The organism is Psychrilyobacter piezotolerans (genome assembly GCF_003391055.1).
Taxonomy (GTDB): Bacteria; Fusobacteriota; Fusobacteriia; order Fusobacteriales; family Fusobacteriaceae; genus Psychrilyobacter; species Psychrilyobacter piezotolerans.
Genome location: NZ_QUAJ01000009.1, coordinates 55800 through 76252 on the forward strand (window position 1 = coordinate 55800; position 20453 = coordinate 76252).

Genomic DNA, 20453 nt, shown 5'->3' on the forward strand with positions numbered 1-20453 from the left:
TTAACTCCTTTCTTGTTGTCATTTCCTCTTGAATAAGAGGAAACTATAGTGATTGCTTTGGAGTAATTAAAACTTGATTTTTTAATCAGTACAATCTGCGACAAAAAGAAGGTTCTAAGGGTTTCGCCCTTAACTGAGATCATTTCTTGCCTTGATGCAAGAAAAAGATCCAAAGAAAATCAAGAAGATTTATATGTTGTCTTAATGAGTAAGTCACGATCGTTGTTGTAGGAACACTACAGCTGAAGCTTAACGATTATAAACTTCATTTTTAAAATCTAAATACTAGAATAACATGTATAAAAAGGATTAAAGTCAAAATAAAAAGAAGGTTCTAACCAAGAAAAAAGAATTTTAGATCTGTGTTAATTAGATTTTTAATCCATAGAAATCTGTGTCAAAAATATTATTTTAAAGACAACTGTGTAATAGCAGTAAAGTATTTAATTCGTGATAAAAAGAAGAATTTAAAGTCAGACTTTAGTCTGCGTCAAAAAAATAGAAATAAAAATATTTTATATAAAATAGTGAGGTATAGGAATGAATATGTACAGAACCCATAAATTGGGAGAATTAAGAGCAGAAAATATCGGTGAAGTAGTAACTTTATCTGGTTGGGTAGCAACTAAGAGAGACTTAGGAGGATTAACTTTTATCGACCTTAGAGACAGGGAAGGAGTGACTCAAATAGTAGTTCCTCAAGATGCTACAGAAGAGATGAAAGAAATAATCTCTAAGATCAGAAGTGAATATGTAATAAAAGTAACTGGAGAAGTAAAGGAAAGATTTTCTAAAAATGACAAGATGGCTACTGGAGATATAGAAGTATTCATCACAAATATAGAAGTATTAAACTCAGCAGAAGTATTACCGTTTGAAATATCAGATGATGCCAATGTAAACGAAAATTTAAGACTAAAATATAGATATTTAGATATCAGAAGACCTGCTATGATGAACAATATCAGAAAAAGACACGATATGATGATGGCTATCAGAAGATTCATGGACGAGAGTGAATTTATCGAAGTAGATACTCCTCTACTAACTAAGTCAACTCCTGAAGGAGCTAGAGATTTCTTAGTACCGAGCAGAATGAATAAAGGTAAATTCCATGCACTACCTCAATCACCACAATTATTCAAGCAATTATTAATGATTGGCGGAGTAGAAAAGTATTTCCAAATTGCTAAATGTTTCAGAGATGAAGATCTGAGAGCAGACAGACAATTAGAATTTTTACAATTAGATATGGAAATGTCATTTGTAACAATGGATGATGTTATGGAATATGTAGAAGGATTATGTAAGAAGGTATTTACTAGAGTAACCGGTGAAGAAGCTGACTATTCATTCGAAAAAATGCCATACCATGAGGCTATGAGCAGATTTGGTTCTGACAAACCTGATGTTAGATTTGGAGTAGAATTAAAAGACCTAACTTCTATGATGAAAGATTGTGGATTTAAGGCGTTCTCTGGAACTGCTAACTCAGGTGGAATAGTAAATGCCATCGTAGCACCAGGACAAGCTACCAACTTTTCTAGAAAAGTTTTAGGGGACTTGGAAACTTATGTTAAAACTTATTTCGGAGCTAAAGGCTTAGCTTGGATCAAAGTAACTGAAGAGGGAGTAAACTCTCCAATTGCTAAGTTCTTCTCTGAGGAAGAAATGGCACAAATCCTAGAGACTACAGGAGCAAAGGCAGGAGATGTTATATTAATCTTAGCTGACAAAGCAAAAGTAGTTTACGGAGGATTAGGAGCACTTAGATTAAAATTAGGAAATGAATTGGGATTAATCAATAAAGACAGCCATAAATTCCTATGGGTAGTAGACTTCCCTATGTTTGAGTGGAGTGAAGATGAAGAAAGATACAAAGCACAGCATCACCCATTCACATCTATCAAAGAAGAGGATATGGAGATGTTCTTGGCTGGAGACCAGATGGATAAAGTAAGAACTAACTCTTATGATATCATCTTAAACGGTTTCGAAATTGGTGGAGGAAGTATCAGAATCCACGATAGAAAAGTACAAAAAGTTGTATTTGAACAATTAGGATTAACTGAAGCTGAGATCAAAGAAAAATTTGGTTTCTTCGTAGAAGCATTTAAATACGGTGCTCCTCCTCATGGCGGATTAGCATTTGGTGTGGACAGATGGTTAATGGCAATGTTAAAGCAGGACTCTATAAGAGACGTAATTCCATTCCCGGTAACAAACAAAGGACAATGTCTGTTGACAGAAGCTCCTGGAAATGTAGATATAGAACAATTAGAAGAGCTGTCATTAACTAGTACTTATGAAGAAGCGACTAAGTAACGCCCTCTAGATCTTCCTCTTTATAAAAGGGGAGACTTGGGAATTGAAAAAAAAATATAAAATTTTAGGAGTGGTGAAAACTACTCCTTTTTGTATGGGGCTTTATTATGTTATAATTAGCATATATAAAACATAATGGAAGGGGATACAAATGAATATTTCAAAGAGAGAAGTAAAATTAATTGCAGGAGATATTAGTAATTATAATCGTGGATTAAAATCTTTTAAAAGTAATCTATGTGAAATTGAAAATGCAGAATATAACTGGGATGATTTGGAAATTGAATTTCAGGGGACCGCTTTAGGAACGAAAATGTATAATTTTGATATTAAACTCAATATAGATGTAAAAGCTAAAGATGATAGAATAATGGATTATAATTGTAATTGCCCGGCTTTTGATCAATATGACAGGGCATGTAAACATATTATAGGTGGTCTATTAACCTTTGAAGCAGGAGGTTATTTAGATGGGATAGAAGAACATATTTTAGAAAGCTCTTATTCCCAACCACTTTTAGAAGTTGAAGATCTAGAACTAATTCATATTGACTGTGATGAACTAGAAGGGCTTGAAGAATTTGAATACTATCCCTATGATGAACCTGATTATAACACTCCAAATAAATCGAGAGAAACTTTATTATATGAGTCATTAAAAAAATATGAAAAGAGTTTAGAAAAGACAGAAAATATAGAAGAAAAGATTGAATTAGAAACAGAATATTATCTCGAGAGAGAAAATATATATTCATACAGACCCAATTATTTCCTAAAAATTAAAATAGGGATTGTTGGGAAAAGAAAATACGTAGTAAAAGATGTAGTTCAATTTATAGATTCCTATAAACATGGAAAAATATTGGAGTTTGGAAAAGAGTTTGAATTTAACCCGGCAGAACATAAATTAACTGATTATGATTATAAATTATTAGATCAAATCTCTAGGATGTGTAAAATTACCGAAGAGTTCTTAACTAAATACAATGGATATCATATTTCTAGTGTTAGAAAAGGAAAAATTAGTTTAACTAATGAATGGTTTAAAATGTTTTTAGAGAATATTAGTGGGAATGAAAATATAAAATTAGATAATGAGAAGATGAAATTATCATCATTAGAAGAAGCAAACTTCACTTTCATAAATAAAAAAAGTTTAGGAGTTGAACCATTTTCTGTATTGACAGATGGAGCAGAGTTTATTGCCACACAAGCAGAGATATATCCCATAAAAAAGAAGGATAGAGAATTAATTAAAATACTATATGATGCTGCATCATTACAAAATGGTAGTATATCGAGAGCCGGTGAGTTAGGGAAAACACTGACAAAATTGGTAAAAAATACCGATTTAGGAACGATAGAGTTTTTAGATCAGGTAGGTGAACCTATAATATTTATTGATGAAAATAGAGTTTATAGGAATGTATTGTCTATAGATATTAAAGTCAGCTATCAAAAAGAAATGATAGTAGAAGGTAAAAAATATTTATTAAATGAGGATAAGAAGAAAACGGCTGAAATATTTAAAGAAGTGACAGGGCTGGATCAAAGATCTGACTTTAATACTAGTCTATATGGTAAAGGGGATGTTTTAGAGTTTTTTTTGAATAAACTGCCTAAATTAAATGAAAAATACAATGTTCAAATAGATGAAAATCTGAATAGAATTAAAATGAAAAAGGTATCTATCGATGGGACTATCATTAAAAATGGAGATCTATTAGAAATAACTTTTGACACTAATGGTATCAGTGAAGATGATTTAAAAGCTATTCAGCTTGGATTATTGAATAAGAAAAAATATGTTAAATTATCTGATGATGGCATAGTAGATCTGGCTGATAAAAAATTAAGAGAATTAGAAGGTACTTTGGCAGAGTTAGATTTTGAATTAGGAACACAACAAATATCTGAATTTACAGCTAGTAAATTAGGTCTGATCTCTCCTAGTTTAAATATGAAAAATGTAGGGGATTTAAAAATAGAAAAACTTTTAAAATCTATAAAGAACAATGAAAGAGAAATTGTTCCTAAAAGCATTAATGCAACTCTCAGAAACTATCAGAACCATGGCTATGACTGGATGAAAAAATTACACGATAGTAATTTAGGAGGTATACTGGCTGATGATATGGGTTTAGGAAAGACCTTACAGGCTATTGCACTATTGACAGCAGTTCACAGTGAACAAAATGGTAGAAGTATTGTTATTGCTCCTACTTCACTGACCCATAACTGGTTAAAAGAAATAAGGAAGTTTTCTCCTGAGTTGAATGCCGTTATAGTTGAGGGCTCTGTTAAGGAAAGAAAAGAATTGTTAAATAATTTTAAAAATGGAGTTATTTTGACTTCCTATGGTTCTTTTAAAAAAGATATAGAAAATTATGAAAATTTAGAATTTTTAGTGGCTATGTTAGACGAAGCACAGAATATCAAAAACAGTGGGACTTTAGTTAAGAAAGCTGTTCAAAAAATTAAAAGTTCTTCAAGGTTTGCATTAACAGGAACACCTATTGAAAATTCTATATTTGAACTGTGGTCAATATTTGATTTTGTACTTCCAACTTATTTACACAGCAGAGAAAAATTCAAAAGAAACTACGGAAAGAAAATAAATCAAGATATGGATGAAGACTGCCTAATAAATTTAAAAAAATTGATAAAGCCGTTTATTTTAAGAAGGACAAAATCAGAAGTTTTGAAGGAATTACCTGAAAAAATAGTAACAAATATGATTTTAGGAATGGACACTGTTCAAAAAAAGTATTACCTTTCATATCTTTCAAAATTTAAAGAAGAATTAAAAGACAACTTAGAGGAAGAATTTGATAAAAGCAGGATAAAAATCCTTGCACTGCTAACCAGATTACGTCAAATTTGCTGCACTCCGGAATTATTTATAGAAAATTATAAGGGAAAGAGTGCAAAGGTGGAAGCTCTGATAGAATTATTAGAAGAATTAAAATCTGGCGGACATAGAGTCTTAGTGTTTTCACAATTTGTTAAAAGTTTTGAAATAATAAAAAAACAACTTGATTTAAAAAAAATAACACATTTTCAAATTGATGGCAGAACTAAAGCGAAAAAAAGGTTAGAAATGTGTGATTCTTTTAATGGTGGTGAAAAAGATATATTTTTAATATCTTTAAAAGCTGGAGGTTCAGGTTTAAATCTGACAGGAGCAGATGTTGTCATTCACTTTGACCCTTGGTGGAATCCTGCTATAGAGGCTCAGGCAACGGATCGTGCCCATAGAATCGGTCAAGATAAAGTGGTGCAGGTAATAAAACTTATAACAGAAGGAACTGTGGAAGAAAAAATTATTGAAATTCAGGAAAAAAAATCACACCTTATTAATTCTATGGTTGACAGTAAAGGGAAAATAGAAAAATTAACAAAAAAGGATATCCTGGAATTATTTGAGTAGAAGCAGTAGTATGCTATAAAGAATTGATGGTCAAAATGTAAAAGAGGGTGAGAAAAGCAGAGTTTCTACTTTTCTCACTCTCTTTTAGTTATTTACAGAATTTCTTCTAATATCTCCTTATAGTAAGATTCCTGATAGGCTCCCCTTTTTTCTTTAACCAGGGCCTCTAAGAGATCTATTTTTATCTCATCTCCGAGTTTTACCTTTTCTAATTTTTTTAATCGCTCCACAGTTAATGTAACTTTTGACATATATTTAAGAAGGTTTTCTTTGGTATATGAAATCAGCTTTATCCATGGGTACCTTTCCTTTAAACTTTGACCTATTAATATACCTTCAGGGTCTATATCACCGCTGTAATAAATCTTTTTATTCTGTCTTACTAATTTTTCCAAAAATAGGTGCCCGCATTGATTTATTTGACCACTTGTGCAAATTAAACTAAGCTCCTCTTTTTTTGTTTCGAGATATTCTCTAATTGCTATAAAAACATTTGGATTTTCTACAATCAATACTTTTGAATACTTTGCCTCCATATGTTTTACTTTATATAAATTTCCTATATTAATGTTGATATTTTCAGAATTTTCAAGAAGGCTGTATGTAGTGTTATCTTTAGTCACTCCTTTAAATCCGTAGATAGTTATAAAATTACTCAAAGAATCTCCTACTAATCCCATCTGTAATAACAGGGACTTCTCTTCCATGCTGTTTTGGGTATCCTCATGGAAATAGTATTTTAAGTAGTTGATTAAACACCTGTAGTTACTGGTGCCTGCATCAAAAAAGTGTGGATCATGCAGCTTTCTTCCGCCAAGATTTCCTAGAGTTATCAGCCTTTCGGGGTTTTCCTGTAAGTCGTCCATTGTTTTCACAAGTTCGTAATGGTGTTCTAACTTTAATATTGATGGAGTTTTCAAAAGATATTCCTTTAGTTTTTTAGTATGAACAGATTTAATCAATAAATCTAGTTTTTTATTTCTTTGATCGATTTCTTTTTCTAAAATGTGTTTTTTTGTTTTTAAAATTACTTTTAGTTCATCCCTCAAAAACCCTTCTAACTCCCTGGATTCTTTCATATCTAACGTTTCTAAAAACTTCTTTATAGTGAACTTAATAGTTTCATCTTTGGTTTTGATTCCCAATTTTTTGACAGCCTCTATCTCAACAAAAGTAGGATCAGATATCTTTATAGTACCCTTGATTTCTCCATAGGAGGAGTATTTTTTTACTAACTCCTTTATTACCCTTTTCATGCCTTCAGAATTAAAAAAATCAACTAACAACTATTACTCACCTCCTTTCAAGGGTTCTAAAATTAAAACCTTTGACGCTGACTAAAATCTGACTATTAAAGTGCGAAAAAATAAGACTTTATAATAGTACTAGTCCTAAAAAGTCATTTTTCAAAAGTCGTTTCAAATCTGCGTCAAGCATTTTCATTCTTTTAATCTGTGTAATCTGCGACACGTATTTACTTTTTTTCTTAGGGTTTCATTGTACATTGTCAATTATACATTATATATTTTTTCCAGATGTTCACGTCATTAGGGCAATTAGTGCGGAATATTAGTTGCTAGATTTAAGATTTCTAAAATCGATATCCCTGGTATCTCTAATCCTTTTCTTTCCATTCCATATATATTTTATAAGGGTAACGAAGGAGTCTTCAGGGGATAAATTTCTCCTTGTTGCGACATTTTCTATATGGACAATAGCAAGGTTTGGAACAGAATGATATGTTCCTGAGAGCTTTTGAGAAGCCAGTAAGTAGTTGATATTTAAACTTTCTAATATCTCAAATAATTTAGAGATATTTTCATCATCCACTACTGAAAAAGCTTCGTCCATCCCCAATATAATAGGAGCTTTACTACCAGCTTTTTTAAATTTAGCATAAAGAGCGGAAAATAGTGGTATATACATGGCCATAGCCTTTTCTCCACCACTATATGAATTTAATTTTCTTTTAGTCAGCTCTAAAGGCTTACTTTCATTATTTGCAGAAACCTTCATTTTAAAATCATACCATTTTCTATAATCCAGGATCTCTTTTATAATCTCATAACTGCTGGTGTACTCTTTATTATCTTCAGCTCTCTTTTTTAATTCATCCATCTTCTTTTTAAAGAATATTTTCAGTGCTTCTTGAGATTCCTTTCCTTTATTAGTAGGATTATATATATTTTCTATATGCTCCTTTAACTTTTTACCGTTAAATCCAAATTGAAGATCTCTGGGATTCCATTCTAAAGTATAACTTTTTCCACTATTGGTCTTGGCATTAGCCATTATCCGATCGATTTGTTTTACCCATTCCCGACTTTCTTTTATCTGAACGGCCACCTCATTATACAGGTAGTTAAACACCATCTCGGAAAAGAATCTCCCCTCTTCATCGGATAATATCTCACTGTGGATCTTAATTATTTCATCTAAATTATTATATAATTCTCCTAAATGTATCTTATTCCCTTGATAGTTTCCCACAATTATATACCGCATATTTTGATTTTGGACTTCTTCTTTCATCAGTTCTTCTATCTCTTCATACATGTATTCATTTTTTTCTATCCTATATTCCTTCAAGATAGAGGTGTTTTCTATCAATGAAGTATTTACTCTGTTGATATAGTGGAATTCATTTTTATATTCATGTTCTTTATATCTGTTATAGAGTGATTTTTTTTCCTCAAAATCTAATATTTCTCCCTCTGTAATATCATGATCGAGTTTTATTTCTAACTTTAATAATTTTTTTTCTACTATTCTTTCCATTTTTCGTGTTTCTAGTAAATCAGCATTTTCTTCCAGTGTTTTTCCCAGTACTTTTATTTCATTTTGAAGTTTTCCAAGAGTTATTGCGTTTTTATGTTTTTTATCTGGAATCTCGGCATTGATACTTTCTCTCAGAGAACATATTCTTTTCTGTAAATTAACGAGGTCTTTACTCTCTACTTCTATTTCCAGCATTTTTTTTCTTTCTATCACTTGATTTCTCTGGTTAATAGAACCTCTTCTTTCTGATCTATATCTGTCACAAATTATCTTGATGTTATCCATTGTGTTTTCTACATCCTCTAACCTGTTATAGTATGAAATGTTAGTTTCCAGGCTGAGTTTAAACATTTCTAAAGTCTGCTCAAATCGTTCCATAGATGACGTAATAGTAAGATAGCTCTCTTTTTTTATAGATATATTCAATTTTTTTTCTACTATCTCTATATTTTTATAGATTTCGGTTTTTATTTTGTTTTTTTGAAATAGCTCTTTTTCTATTTCCAATAGATCTTCTTCTTTGCTTTCTATCAAGGTTAACATCCTTTGATGATTTTCATAGATAGGTTTAAAAATTTCTAGGAATTTATCTATTATATTTTGAGCTTCCTCTTGGAGGACTGCTATCCTTTGAAAGGTCTCTTCTCTGCTAATCTTAACCAAATCTCTTCTTTCCTCTAAAATTTCTATTTCTTTGTTAATTTTCTCTATCTTTGAGAGTCTGAGTTTTTTTCTAGCTTCAATTCCAATATAGATTCCCTTCCACTGATCTACTCTACCGCTAATCAATTTATTTTTATAACTTCCATCACCACTTATGAATACATCTCCTTCTATTTTTGTAGAAATAGACTCTAAGATCCTTATCACGGCTTCTTTTTCCACGCAGTCATCTTCAACCTCTAAATAAGCAGTAAGATTTTCTAGTGTTTTACTACTGGCTTTTGCAAATTTATCAAAGATATCACTAGTACCTACCAAGGCATCTAATAGTCCCATCTCCCATAGAGCTTTTTCAATTTTCCCACTAAGATTTTCTCCTATCCCCTCTTTAAACCTTATACACTTATAAAACGGATATATACCTTCTAGGGTTTCTCTCTCTTTTTTCTTATGGGATAGTAGTTCGATCTCACTATCTTCTGACAGCTCCAACTTCGATTTCTCTTTATGGGAGACTTGTATTTCTTCATCTAATCTCTCGAGACTTCTCTCATAAGTCATCAATTCTTTAGAAAGTTCTTCTTTTTTATATCCTGCTAGCTTCCTAAATAGTTCTATAACATCATCTTTACCGCTATAATCTTCATCGAGTCCACTTGCAGTCTCTTGAAAGTTTTGAATATCTCTGTATTCAAATTCCATTTCCTGATATTTTTCACTGAAAACATCTGAAAATTCAGATACCTTGGTATTATTTAAGACTTCTATTTTATTTTTTTCCTGATAATAAGTTACTAGTCGCTTTTTTTCTGTTTCTATCTTATCCTCTGTATTAGCTATACCGATTTCTATTTTGTCTAGTTCAACAATTAAATCCATTAATTTGTTTATATTTTTTTTATGCTCTTCATATTTTTGTTCTAATATATCAACTTGAGCTATTCTCTTATTTTCAAGAAGCTCATAGAAGTCAATTTCCCACTCTAATCCTATTTCATTTTTTAATTTTTCTAGTTCTTCTATTTTATTTTGGCACTTTAACTTACTGCTATCAAATTCTTTTTTCGTAGAATAAAGTTTTTCATCGGCTTTTTTTAGATTTAATTCCTCATTTTTTATGTCTTTATCCAAAAAAGCTATTTTGCTGTCTAGTTTATTTAACTCATTTATGGAGTTTCCCAACATATTTATCAGGGTGTTATCTTCACTGCCTTCCAATTCCTTTAATTCTTTAGATTTTAATTCCAGCTCATTTCTTAATCGTTCTTCTTTTTCTATTGCTTTTTTGAACATTTCTTCTTTGATAACTTTTTTTTCCATATTTTTATTAAATTTATCATCCATCTCAAAATAATTTTCACGGGCTTTAAAATATGTCTTGAGCCTCTTAACCAGCACTATTTTCTTGTAGGTCTCATAGTCATCCCTGATTTTTTTTAGTACCCCTAATCTAACCTTCACAGATTTTATCTCTGTAGAAATTGATTCTATATTTTCAAGAGTATCTGTCATACCTCTTAATTCGTTATCGGGTATCACTTTTAAGGAATTATTCAGTATTTCATATATTTTTTTAGGATCCAAACTCCCATTTACCTTAAGATCCGGTTTTCTCAATCCCCTAATTAAGTTTAGGGTGTCATCAAATTCATCTATTTCACCAAAGCCAAAGAGAGTTTTATTTACAGCAACCTTATATTCTTGAGGTTTATCATAAAATTCATAGTATCCATCTATTTTATTTTTAAGATTTCTCTTGAGGTTTGGTTTGTCTAGTGGAATCAGGGAGTCTCCCTCGGATTTATATATGTCAAAATCCATCCCGACTCTTTTACCCTTAGTTATCAAAAACCACTTTGAAACTAAAGATTGGTTTTTAGACCTTATTCCAATAATTAAATTTATATATTTTTTATTCCCATTACTATCTGTCCTGCTCAGTTCACAATAAAGATAGGAAATGCCTTCTTTGGGCAGATAATAATCTATCTTTCGGGAGCTGTCTCCCTCTGTGGATAAGTTTCTGGATGACAGATCTCCATCAAAAATTAAGGGGATAAAACTCTGAAGAGTAACACTTTTTCCACTTCCATTTTCACCATTGAGAAGCAGGTTTCCTTCACAGGTCTTTATTTCCTCCTTATCAAACAGCCAAAAATTAAAAAATCCATATTTTTCTATCTTCCATCTACTCATTTTCATCCCCTTCTTCCAATATATCTATTGTGAAATGTTCTATATATTTACTGAGTTTTAGATAAGTTTCATCTACCTCTATGATTTTCAGCTCCATACCTAATTCTAATATTTCATTTAATAGGGTTTCCTCTTTTTTATTGAGATTTCCCTTAGTAAATGTAGGTTTATAAATTTCTTTATACTCTATAAACTCATTTAATACCTCTTCTATCTGATAATTGTCTCTATCTAGATATTTAAAAAATTTCAATCCTATTCTTTCTAAATTATTTTTAGGGCTGGGAAAATTTTGCGATACTTTGATGCTTTCATCACTTCTCAATAAATAAGCAAGTTCATCAAATATAATTAATTTCATTCCAAATAATTCTTCAAATAAATCCTCTACCTCATCTCTAAATTCCAGAAGTGAGCTAAAATACGGGTATTCTTTAGTTATCAAAAAATTTTCCAGAAGACCCCTTCTGAGTATCTGGACTTTTTCTAGATTTTTAATGTTGTATTCCCTGGCACTATTAATATCAAACCCCTCTAAATCATAGGGTAATGTTTCCATGAAGTGCTTTGATATCCCTGTATTTTCATAGAGTACTTCCTCACAATCCTTTTCATAACCATCCTCGGAGCCATCTAATTTATAAATGAAGTTTTTTTCTTGGCAGTATTTAAGAACTCTTACAAGTTTTGAACTTACTCTCCTATTTTCCCAGTCTCTTTTTTCTGGAAAATTATTGACAACATGTTCAGCAATCTCAGATATTAACAGGGTTTCCATATCATACTTATCCTCCAAATAATTTAATACCAGGGGTAGTATTATGTACTCATCTAAGTTACTAAAGCCTTTTATTCCTTTGGTTTTATCACCGATAACACTGTATTTATTGAGGCTTATCACATCGTTAGAAACACATAAAGTATATCCAAAGGTATTTTGTATATATTCCTCTATCTCTTTTTGATATTCCTTGAGTCTATACCATTCATCATAACTGCTTCTATATAGATAGTCTTTAATAAATAAATCTTCCAGGATATCTTTGTACCTTTCTATATTCCACATTAGTCTTCCTCCTCCCTTATAAACTCTATTCTAAAGTTAGGAGCATCATAGTTTCCATCAAATGTTTTTAAAATTGTTCTTTCATTTTCATCTTCAGGTCTAAATAACTTAAATAAAAACACATGATAACGGGCTTTTCCATACTCATAGTAGAGTTTATCGCCTTTTAGGGATATTTTCTTTTCTTCGTATACTTTTGTTAAGCCTGTTTTTATAAGGTTTATTATAGTGTTTTTTATATCTGTAGTGACTACAGGCAGAGAATCTAATGTTAAAGTATCGTTATCTATATACCTTTCTAAGTTTTTTACCTCGTTCTGCTTTTTTTTCTCTTCTATAATCAAACTTTTAAGTTTTTCATTGGTTCGATCTTTTATTTGGTAGCTAACCTTTGTCTTTTTTCTTTCTTTTATAGGTTTCATCATCATAGTAATGTTTGGAGAATCCTCTATTTTTAATACTTCTACTTGCTGCGGGTAATCAGCTTTGAGATGACGGATGTTAAAGTTTCCAAAAATTATAGATGAAATCTCTTTGACCTTCTCTATGTCATTGGTATCTAACAATAACTCTGCCACTCTTAGATAGCTGTCTTTTCTAGAATAACTTACCTTTTTCTTATCTAAAAACATTTTAGCCATCTTAGTAATTTTCTGTATTATATTTATGGTAGCTTTATTTAAAAAATCTACTTCACTGGGTTCTCCATCTACCGATAAAAACCAACTCTTTAGTCTGTTATATTGATTTATATAATTTTTCTTGATTTGGCTATATTGTACATCACCAGTCAGTTCTCTTTTTTTAAACTCTCTATTTATGGCTGTATTCAGGATCTCCTCTACTCTATTTGTTTTCTCCAAGGTAACTATTATAGTTACAATATCTTGGGTTTCATCCAATAAAACCTTAATAAAATCCTCTAAATATTCTCTTAACCGAGCTTTTTTCAGTAAAAATCTATCTTCTTCCATCATCTTTTCATATTCAAAACTATTGAGTTCCATAAGATATCCCTTATAGTTTTCCCTCAAAAGATTGAAGGCATAGATGATGTTATTCCACTTAGAATGTATATCATCTTCTCCACCATGAAATTCTAATAGCCCCTTCAATTCATCTTTGAACCTGATGAGTAAGTTTGGGTCTAAAGTAGTAGACAGCGAATTAACCTTATTTAGTTTATTTAGTATAAACTCCTCTATAAGTCTTCCTCTTTCTGTTAGTTGATACCGATACTTTTTTTTCCTTAACTCTTCTAAACTTTTAATCTGAGAATAGTCATTTTTATACTTTACTACACTCCCTTTTTTAAATAGAAACTCAAGATCTTCATTGCAAGTTTCTTCATCATAGTCACTGTATATAGATTCCATTTTTTCAGCTATCTCATGGGAAAAGAGGTATTCCTTTCTCTCTAAATCTAGATACATTATTCGTATTATATTTCTATAATAACCGCCTCTTCCGACAGATCCTAAATAATCAAATTCACTAAAACCTTTCATTGTTCCAAAGTCATTTTTCATCTCTTCCACCCTAATTTCATTATTCTTTTTATAATTATTGTTTTATTATACTTTAATTGCTTCTTCTAATCTATTTGATATACATTATAGTATATAATCTTTTGATTGTAAAAATTATCCTTTTACTGTATCTTTATTAATTATGATACAATAGTTTCAAAAGAGAGGTTTCTTTTGATTAAGTTTATTATAGACGAAAGGAGGAACAGATGAAAAAAATAAATTTTGGGATAATCGGGACCGGCAGGATAGCCCAGCAGTTTCTGGATGAGGCTCGAAAAAATAAAAAAATAGGCCTGGTTGGAATATGTGCCAGAAATTATGAGAAGACAAAAGATATAGCAAAAAAATATAATATAGATAGAGCCTATGAAAGCAGCAGTGAGATGTTAGAAGATGAAAGTATAGATGCTGTTTATATTGCTACCATGCATCCCACACATTTTGCCTATACTATGAAAGCTCTAAATGCAGGGAAACATGTGTTGTGCGAAAAGCCGGCAGTGTTGAAAAAAGAGGAGCTGGAAGAGGTAATAAAATCAGCTGGAGAGAAAAAACTACTGTTTATGGAGGCTGTGACAGTAGGGTTTAATCCCCTTTATAAGCAGATGAAAGAGTTGATAAAAAGCGGTGAAATAGGAAATGTAGTCCATGTAGAGTCATCCTATGGGAGCAGGAGTACCAAGGTTCATAAACATAACCCTAAACAGGCCGGAGGAGCTCTCTATGATATAGGGATCTATAACATATTTTTCTTGACCGATCTATTGGGTATACCTTCTGAGCTAGGTGCCAGTGCAAGGAAAAATGAGTGGGGAGTAGAGGGGAGTGTCACAGGGCTCCTGGAATACCAGGGAGGAGTTACCGGCAGTTTCTATGCTACTATGGATTCTATCTCTGGAAACAGTGCCAAGATAATAGGGACAGAGGGGATGATAGAGATTCCTGACAGCTGGACAGTGGCTGAAAAGTTCATTTTAAAGAGAGCAGGAGAAGAAGACAGGAATTTTGAAATGAGTGAGGATAAGTGGCTGGGGTATGAGATGGACTCCTTTGTGGAAACCCTTCTAAATGGGAAGACTGAAAATGAAATTATGACCTATGAAAAGTCATTAAAACTCCACGAAACCATAGATATGATTAAGGAAAAATTGGGATTTAAATATGAAGGTGTAGAAGTGGAAGTCTATTAACTAGAAGGAATTATTTTTTATGCTATAATTAGACAAAATTAATAATAAGAAAAAGAGGAGACATATAATGATTGTAGGATTATTTATAAGGCACTACAAAATATTTAAAGGGATGAATTTTATTCCAATTTGTAATAATAAAAATGAAAAATATTCTATGATATTAGGAAATAATGGTGTGGGAAAAAGTTCAATATTAGAAGCAATGGATACATTTTTTAATAATTCAAACTGGAATTTAACAAAAGATGGGAAAAAAGATGAAGCATTAATAGCTCCAATTTTTCTTATAAACAAGAATGAAATAAAAGTAGAGAAAGCTTATAAAGAAGTTTTTGAAGGAATTAGTAATTACTTTTGGAATGTAACTAAAAAAGAAAATTTTAATTTAACAGATAAACCATATCAAGATTTTTTTGAATTAAAAGATAGATTAAAAGAAAAGTATTCTAGTGAGAATTATTATTTAATTTTAGCAGGAGTTCAGTATTCTGATAGACAAAATGCGTTTTTTACTACATTCAATAAGTCTGTAGAGGAAATAATTAGTACGTTTGACTCTACCAATAAAATTAAAGGAAGAATATTATCAAAATTAAAAGAATTTTATTCATATATTTATATTCCTGTAGAATCTAAAATAAATGATATTTTAAAATTAGAAAATAAAGAAATGCAAAAATTAATGAATGAGGACATTTTAGAAAAAATTGATATGGTTTTAAATAAAAAAAGTTTTATACCTAATAAAGGAAGAAATAATAGGGCGAAAAAGAGTTTGATAGATATTATAAATGTCAGTCTTGATGGATATCTTGAAGGTATTAATTCAAAAATAAGCGATATTGATAAAGGGTATGATTTTAAGAGAGAAAGTGGACATAAAAAGAATTTAACTTCTTTAGATGTAAGGGAAAAAATATTAGAAGCATATTTTATAATAAGGACTTTAAAAAAGGATAATAAAGATATATCACAACTAAGTTCAGGAGAACAGAGAATAGCTTTAATAGATATGGCTACAGCATTTTTAACAGGTGAAAAATCGAAGAATAAAAATATTATTTTGGCAATAGATGAACCGGAAAATTCTTTGCATTTATCAAAATGTTTTTCACAAATACAAAGATTAAGTAAATTATCAGAAAACAATCAGGTGATTTTAACTAGTCATTGGTATGGATCACTACCAATAACGCAGAGAGGAATGTTAAATCACTTAGAAAAGAATTTCCAAACTAATAAAATAGATATTAAAAGTTTTGAATTTAAAAATTATTTTGAAAGTAGAAGAGGATTGCCAAAAGATATAATGATCAAAAGTTATTTTGAATTAAGTTCTTCTATTTTAAACTCAATGAGAGCAGATGGAACTAATTGGATTATTTGTGAAGGAAGTTCAGATAAATTATATATAGAGAACTATGTTGGTGATAATATAAAAAATTTAAGGACATTTGCGGTTGGTGGATGCGGAAATGTGAGAAAGTTATATCAATATCTTTTCATTCCATTTAATGAAAAAAGTGAAGATGATGATATAAAAGGAAAAATATTATTATTGGTTGATAGTGATGAAACACTTAATGTTTTAAGTGTTGATTCAGAAACTAATAATAAAAAAATGAAAATAGCTAGACTTCATTTATCAGAGAAAAAAAGAAAAACATGTCTTAATGATTTAAAAGCGAATGGAGAATACTGCCAAACAGAAATAGAAGATTGTTTAAATCCACTTTTATTTTATCAAGCATTTAAGGAATCCATTAGTGAGCATGGAACGGATATGCAAAAAGAAGGGATTAATTATTTTGAGTTAAATATTGATGTTTATGGTTCTAGAATAAAGGGAGAAAATTCGATATTAAAACTTAATGATTTGGCAGGACAAGATCTAAAAAAACATCTTCTTGAATTTATTGATGAGTCAGAGCCAAAAAATATAATTGCAAATCGATATATAGAATTACTAAAACAAGATGAAAAGAAAAATGTTCCAGAATTATTTGAAAAGATAACTGAATTTTTTTGTGATTAATTTAAATATAATTTTGGTTGTGAATTAGGAGGAGTGATGGCAGAAATAAAATTTGAGATAGAGGAAAAAATGGGGATACTCAGTGAAAGAAAGGGATGGACCAAGGAGTTAAACATGGTTTCGTGGAATAACAGGAAGGCCAAGGCTGACATCAGAGAATGGGATGAAACCCATGAGAAGATGGGAAAGGGAATAACCCTATCATGGGAAGAACTGGTAGAATTAAAGAAAATATTGAATAATATGGATTTATAAAGAATAGATCTAGTATAAATTGAAAAGAGCGGTTTTTACCGTTTTTTTTTTGTGCTGAAAACATAAATGTTATGTTATAATGAAGAAAATAAAAGGAGTTGAGATGATGTTTGGAGTAAATAGAAAAACTAAATTGGAAATAAAAAATATCAATATTTTTGGAGGTAAAAATGAGTTTAAAGAAGTTAGGGTGGTTAGGAGAACCTAGAGAAAATTTAGGTCGAATATCCGCAATTTATAGGGACCAATATAGAGTAATTATGGAAAATGAAGAGTTTTTGACAACTATTACTGGGAAGATGAGATTTGAAGGTTTATTTCCTGCTGTAGGAGATTGGGTTATTTTAGAAGAAGGTAGAATTAATAATATTTTAGAAAGAAAAACTAAAATTTCAAGAAAAGCAGCAGGAAATGATGTAGCAGAGCAGGTTATTGCAGCTAATGTAGATTATGTATTTATAGTTTCATCATTTAATGATGATTTTAATCTTTCAAGATTAGAAAGATATTTGACTATAGTATATGAAAGTGGAGCTACTCCAGTATTTATTTTAACTAAAAAAGATATAGGGGAAAATATAGATGAGAAAATATCTAATCTTTCTGATATAGCTTTTGGAGTTCCAATTCACGGAATTACTTCATATGACGATATGGAGATAGATGAGTTGAGAAAATACTTTATAGGAAATAAAACCATAGCCTTGATAGGGTCTTCAGGAGTCGGAAAATCAACTATTATCAATAAATTATTAGGTAAAGAAATTATGAAAACATCAGGAATAAGAGAGTCGGATGCAAAAGGACGCCATACAACAACAACAAGGGAATTATTTGTATTAGAAAAGGAAGGTTTTATTATAGATACACCTGGAATGAGAGAGTTGCAGTTATGGAGTGCAGATATTGAGCAAGGATTTTCTGATATAGAGGAATTTTCAAAACGGTGCAAATTTGTAGATTGTAAACATGAAAATGAGCCTAAATGTGCTGTAAAAAAAGCTGTTCAAGATGGATTATTAACTCAAAAAAGATTGGATAATTATAAAAAATTACAGTCGGAAATAGAGTATATAGAAGCCAAACAATGTGGTGGTCATAAATATGCAGAAAAAGCTAAAATTACTAAGATGATGGGAAGCTTAGGAGCACGTAAACAGATAAAAAAAATTAAAGAACATAGATAAAATATAGAGCTAGAGTCGAGGATAAAGCCCTTTACTCTAGCTTTTATACGAAATTCATGATAAAATTATTATAAATGTTTTATAGTATTTAGGATGTAATTATAGAGAAAATTAGTATATAGGAGATAAATTTTTATGAGTATTTTAGATGTAAGCAGGGTAAGTCACGGGTATGGTGCTAGAACAATTTTAGAGGATGCTTCTTTCAGACTTTTAAAGGGAGAGCACGTAGGATTAGTAGGAGCCAATGGAGAAGGGAAATCTACTTTTTTAAATATAATAACAGGAAAACTTATGCCCGACGAAGGAAGGGTAGAGTGGTGTAATCATATTACTACGGGATATTTGGATCAGTACAGCAGTCTGGAGAGCGGTAAAACTATCAGAGATATCTTAAAGTCAGCTTTTGCTCCCATGTTTGAACTGGAAAAAGAAATTATGGAACTCTATGAAAAGATGGCGACGTGCAACGAAGTCGAGATGGAGATGATCTTGGAAGAGGTAGGAGAGATCCAGAGTATCTTGGATAGTTCTGAATTTTATAATTTAGATTCAAAAATAGAATCTTATGCAGCTGGTCTGGGTCTTATGGACATAGGGCTAGAAAAAGATGTAGCAGAACTTTCCGGCGGGCAGAGAGCTAAGATCTTACTGGCTAAAGTTTTATTGGAAAACCCTATGATCCTGATCTTAGATGAACCTACTAACTTTTTGGATGAGGATCATATTATCTGGCTGAAGAATTTTTTACAAAATTATGAAAATGCATTTATCCTGGTATCCCATGATATCCCATTTTTAAACGATGTAACCAATGTAATCTATCATATTGAGAAAGCAGAATTGACTAGGTATACAGGTGGATACCATCAGTTTCTAGAGATGTATGAATTGAAAAAACGTCAAATAGAGCAGGCTTATAAGAAACAGCAAAAAGAGATAGCACATTTAGAGGATTTTGTAGCCCGGAATAAAGCTCGGATAGCAACTACTAATATGGCTAAGAGTAGACAAAAAAAATTAGACAAAATGGATGTAATAACCATAGAGAAGGATAAACCAAAACCGCAATTTTATTTTAAAACTGCCAGAACCCCGTCAAGGGAAGTTATCACGGTAAAAGACCTGGTGATCGGTTATAATGAGCCGCTGACAAGGGAACTTAACTTTACCATAGAAAGAAATCAAAAAATTGCAATCAAAGGAGTAAATGGACTGGGGAAATCTACCCTGATAAATACAATTTTAAGAAAGATAAAGCCTATCTCCGGGAAGATCGAGCATGGTCAATTTTTAGAAGTGGGATACTTTAAACAAGAGGAAGAGAGCAGTGGAAAGACTGCCTTAGATGAATTTTGGGATGAATTTCCATCAATGACTAATGGAGAGGTAAGATCTGCATTAGCTAAATGTGGGTTGACTAAAGATCATATTGGGACGAAGATGAGAGCTCTGTCTGGAGGAGAAAATGCCAAGGTAAGATTAGGTAAGATAATGAATCGTGAGATCAATTTCTTAGTGCTGGATGAGCCGACAAATCATTTGGACGTGGATGCCAAGGATGAACTGAAAAATGCCATAAAAGAATTTAAGGGAACTGTATTTATAGTGAGTCATGAACCTGAATTTTATATGGATATAGTAACAGATGTTTGGAATGTAGAGGACTGGACAACAAAAATTATATAAGTTGGAATAATTAAATAGATAGTTAACAACTTTTGTGTTTTCATTCAAATCTTAATTAATAAAAAAAGACTCTCAGAATATTTATTCTAAACTGTAACCTTTGT

12 protein-coding genes are annotated in these 20453 nt (G+C 31.0%); 8 read left to right on the forward strand and 4 right to left on the reverse strand.

The window, feature by feature from the left end; genetic code table 11:
• Positions 1-540 precede the first annotated feature (540 nt).
• Both aspS and DYH56_RS06660 read left to right on the forward strand, forming a co-directional pair.
• Positions 541-2325 (forward strand): aspartate--tRNA ligase, encoded by a 1785-nt coding sequence (gene aspS / locus DYH56_RS06655; protein WP_233500002.1) that lies wholly within the window; start codon positions 541-543, stop codon positions 2323-2325.
• 151 nt (positions 2326-2476) lie between these two features.
• Positions 2477-5755 carry an SNF2-related protein gene (locus tag DYH56_RS06660; RefSeq protein ID WP_114642089.1) on the forward strand — a complete coding sequence of 1093 codons (3279 nt, stop codon included), beginning with the start codon at positions 2477-2479 and terminating at the stop codon, positions 5753-5755.
• A 92-nt stretch (positions 5756-5847) separates the two neighbouring features.
• Here the strand turns inward: DYH56_RS06660 and DYH56_RS06665 are convergent, their stop codons facing one another.
• The 4 genes from DYH56_RS06665 to DYH56_RS06680 form a co-directional block, all read right to left on the reverse strand.
• Positions 5848-7041 (reverse strand): DUF2399 domain-containing protein, encoded by a 1194-nt coding sequence (locus DYH56_RS06665; protein ID WP_114642090.1) that lies wholly within the window; start codon positions 7039-7041, stop codon positions 5848-5850.
• Positions 7042-7324: 283 nt separating this feature from the next.
• The gene (locus tag DYH56_RS06670) at positions 7325-11392 is read right to left on the reverse strand and encodes an SbcC/MukB-like Walker B domain-containing protein (RefSeq protein WP_158539086.1); all 4068 of its coding nucleotides are present in this window, start codon (positions 11390-11392) and stop codon (positions 7325-7327) included.
• Positions 11385-12458: a DUF2398 family protein gene (locus DYH56_RS06675; RefSeq protein ID WP_114642092.1), complete on the reverse strand. Its 1074-nt coding sequence runs from the start codon at positions 12456-12458 to the stop codon at positions 11385-11387. Before DYH56_RS06675 ends, DYH56_RS06670 begins: the two co-directional genes overlap by 8 nt.
• On the reverse strand, positions 12458-13987 hold the full coding sequence (locus tag DYH56_RS06680) for a TIGR02677 family protein (RefSeq protein ID WP_114642093.1): 1530 nt from the start codon (positions 13985-13987) through the stop codon (positions 12458-12460). The genes DYH56_RS06675 and DYH56_RS06680 overlap by 1 nt, the downstream gene beginning before the upstream one ends.
• A 209-nt stretch (positions 13988-14196) precedes the next feature.
• Between DYH56_RS06680 and DYH56_RS06685 the strand changes: the two genes are divergently transcribed.
• From DYH56_RS06685 to DYH56_RS06705, 6 genes are all read left to right on the forward strand, one after another.
• Complete coding sequence (locus DYH56_RS06685) at positions 14197-15180, forward strand: Gfo/Idh/MocA family protein (protein WP_114642094.1); 984 nt, start codon at positions 14197-14199, stop codon at positions 15178-15180.
• A 67-nt stretch (positions 15181-15247) separates the two neighbouring features.
• Positions 15248-17218: an AAA family ATPase gene (locus DYH56_RS06690; RefSeq protein WP_114642095.1), complete on the forward strand. Its 1971-nt coding sequence runs from the start codon at positions 15248-15250 to the stop codon at positions 17216-17218.
• Positions 17219-17254: 36 nt separating this feature from the next.
• Positions 17255-17473 (forward strand): YdbC family protein, encoded by a 219-nt coding sequence (locus DYH56_RS06695; protein WP_114642096.1) that lies wholly within the window; start codon positions 17255-17257, stop codon positions 17471-17473.
• Between the two features lie 79 nt (positions 17474-17552).
• Complete coding sequence (locus DYH56_RS16360; protein WP_255414686.1) at positions 17553-17681, forward strand: hypothetical protein; 129 nt, start codon at positions 17553-17555, stop codon at positions 17679-17681.
• A complete protein-coding gene (gene rsgA, locus DYH56_RS06700) occupies positions 17644-18660 on the forward strand; it encodes a ribosome small subunit-dependent GTPase A (protein ID WP_114642097.1) in 1017 nt (338 codons plus the stop codon). The genes DYH56_RS16360 and rsgA overlap by 38 nt, the downstream gene beginning before the upstream one ends.
• A 135-nt stretch (positions 18661-18795) precedes the next feature.
• Complete coding sequence (locus tag DYH56_RS06705; RefSeq protein WP_114642098.1) at positions 18796-20349, forward strand: ABC-F family ATP-binding cassette domain-containing protein; 1554 nt, start codon at positions 18796-18798, stop codon at positions 20347-20349.
• Positions 20350-20453: the final 104 nt, after the last annotated feature.

Bases quoted from the DNA above. Each gene is read 5' to 3' on its own strand.
- DYH56_RS06695 (WP_114642096.1), top strand. From the start codon at position 17,255: ATGGCAGAAATAAAATTTGAGATAGAGGAAAAAATGGGGATACTCAGT.
- DYH56_RS06705 (WP_114642098.1), top strand. From the start codon at position 18,796: ATGAGTATTTTAGATGTAAGCAGGGTAAGTCACGGGTATGGTGCTAGA.
- aspS (WP_233500002.1), top strand. From the start codon at position 541: ATGAATATGTACAGAACCCATAAATTGGGAGAATTAAGAGCAGAAAAT.
- DYH56_RS06685 (WP_114642094.1), top strand. From the start codon at position 14,197: ATGAAAAAAATAAATTTTGGGATAATCGGGACCGGCAGGATAGCCCAG.
- DYH56_RS06660 (WP_114642089.1), top strand. From the start codon at position 2,477: ATGAATATTTCAAAGAGAGAAGTAAAATTAATTGCAGGAGATATTAGT.
- DYH56_RS06690 (WP_114642095.1), top strand. From the start codon at position 15,248: ATGATTGTAGGATTATTTATAAGGCACTACAAAATATTTAAAGGGATG.
- rsgA (WP_114642097.1), top strand. From the start codon at position 17,644: ATGAGTTTAAAGAAGTTAGGGTGGTTAGGAGAACCTAGAGAAAATTTA.
- DYH56_RS06680 (WP_114642093.1), bottom strand. From the start codon at position 13,987: ATGAAAAATGACTTTGGAACAATGAAAGGTTTTAGTGAATTTGATTAT.
- DYH56_RS06675 (WP_114642092.1), bottom strand. From the start codon at position 12,458: ATGTGGAATATAGAAAGGTACAAAGATATCCTGGAAGATTTATTTATT.
- DYH56_RS06670 (WP_158539086.1), bottom strand. From the start codon at position 11,392: ATGAGTAGATGGAAGATAGAAAAATATGGATTTTTTAATTTTTGGCTG.
- DYH56_RS16360 (WP_255414686.1), top strand. From the start codon at position 17,553: ATGAAGAAAATAAAAGGAGTTGAGATGATGTTTGGAGTAAATAGAAAA.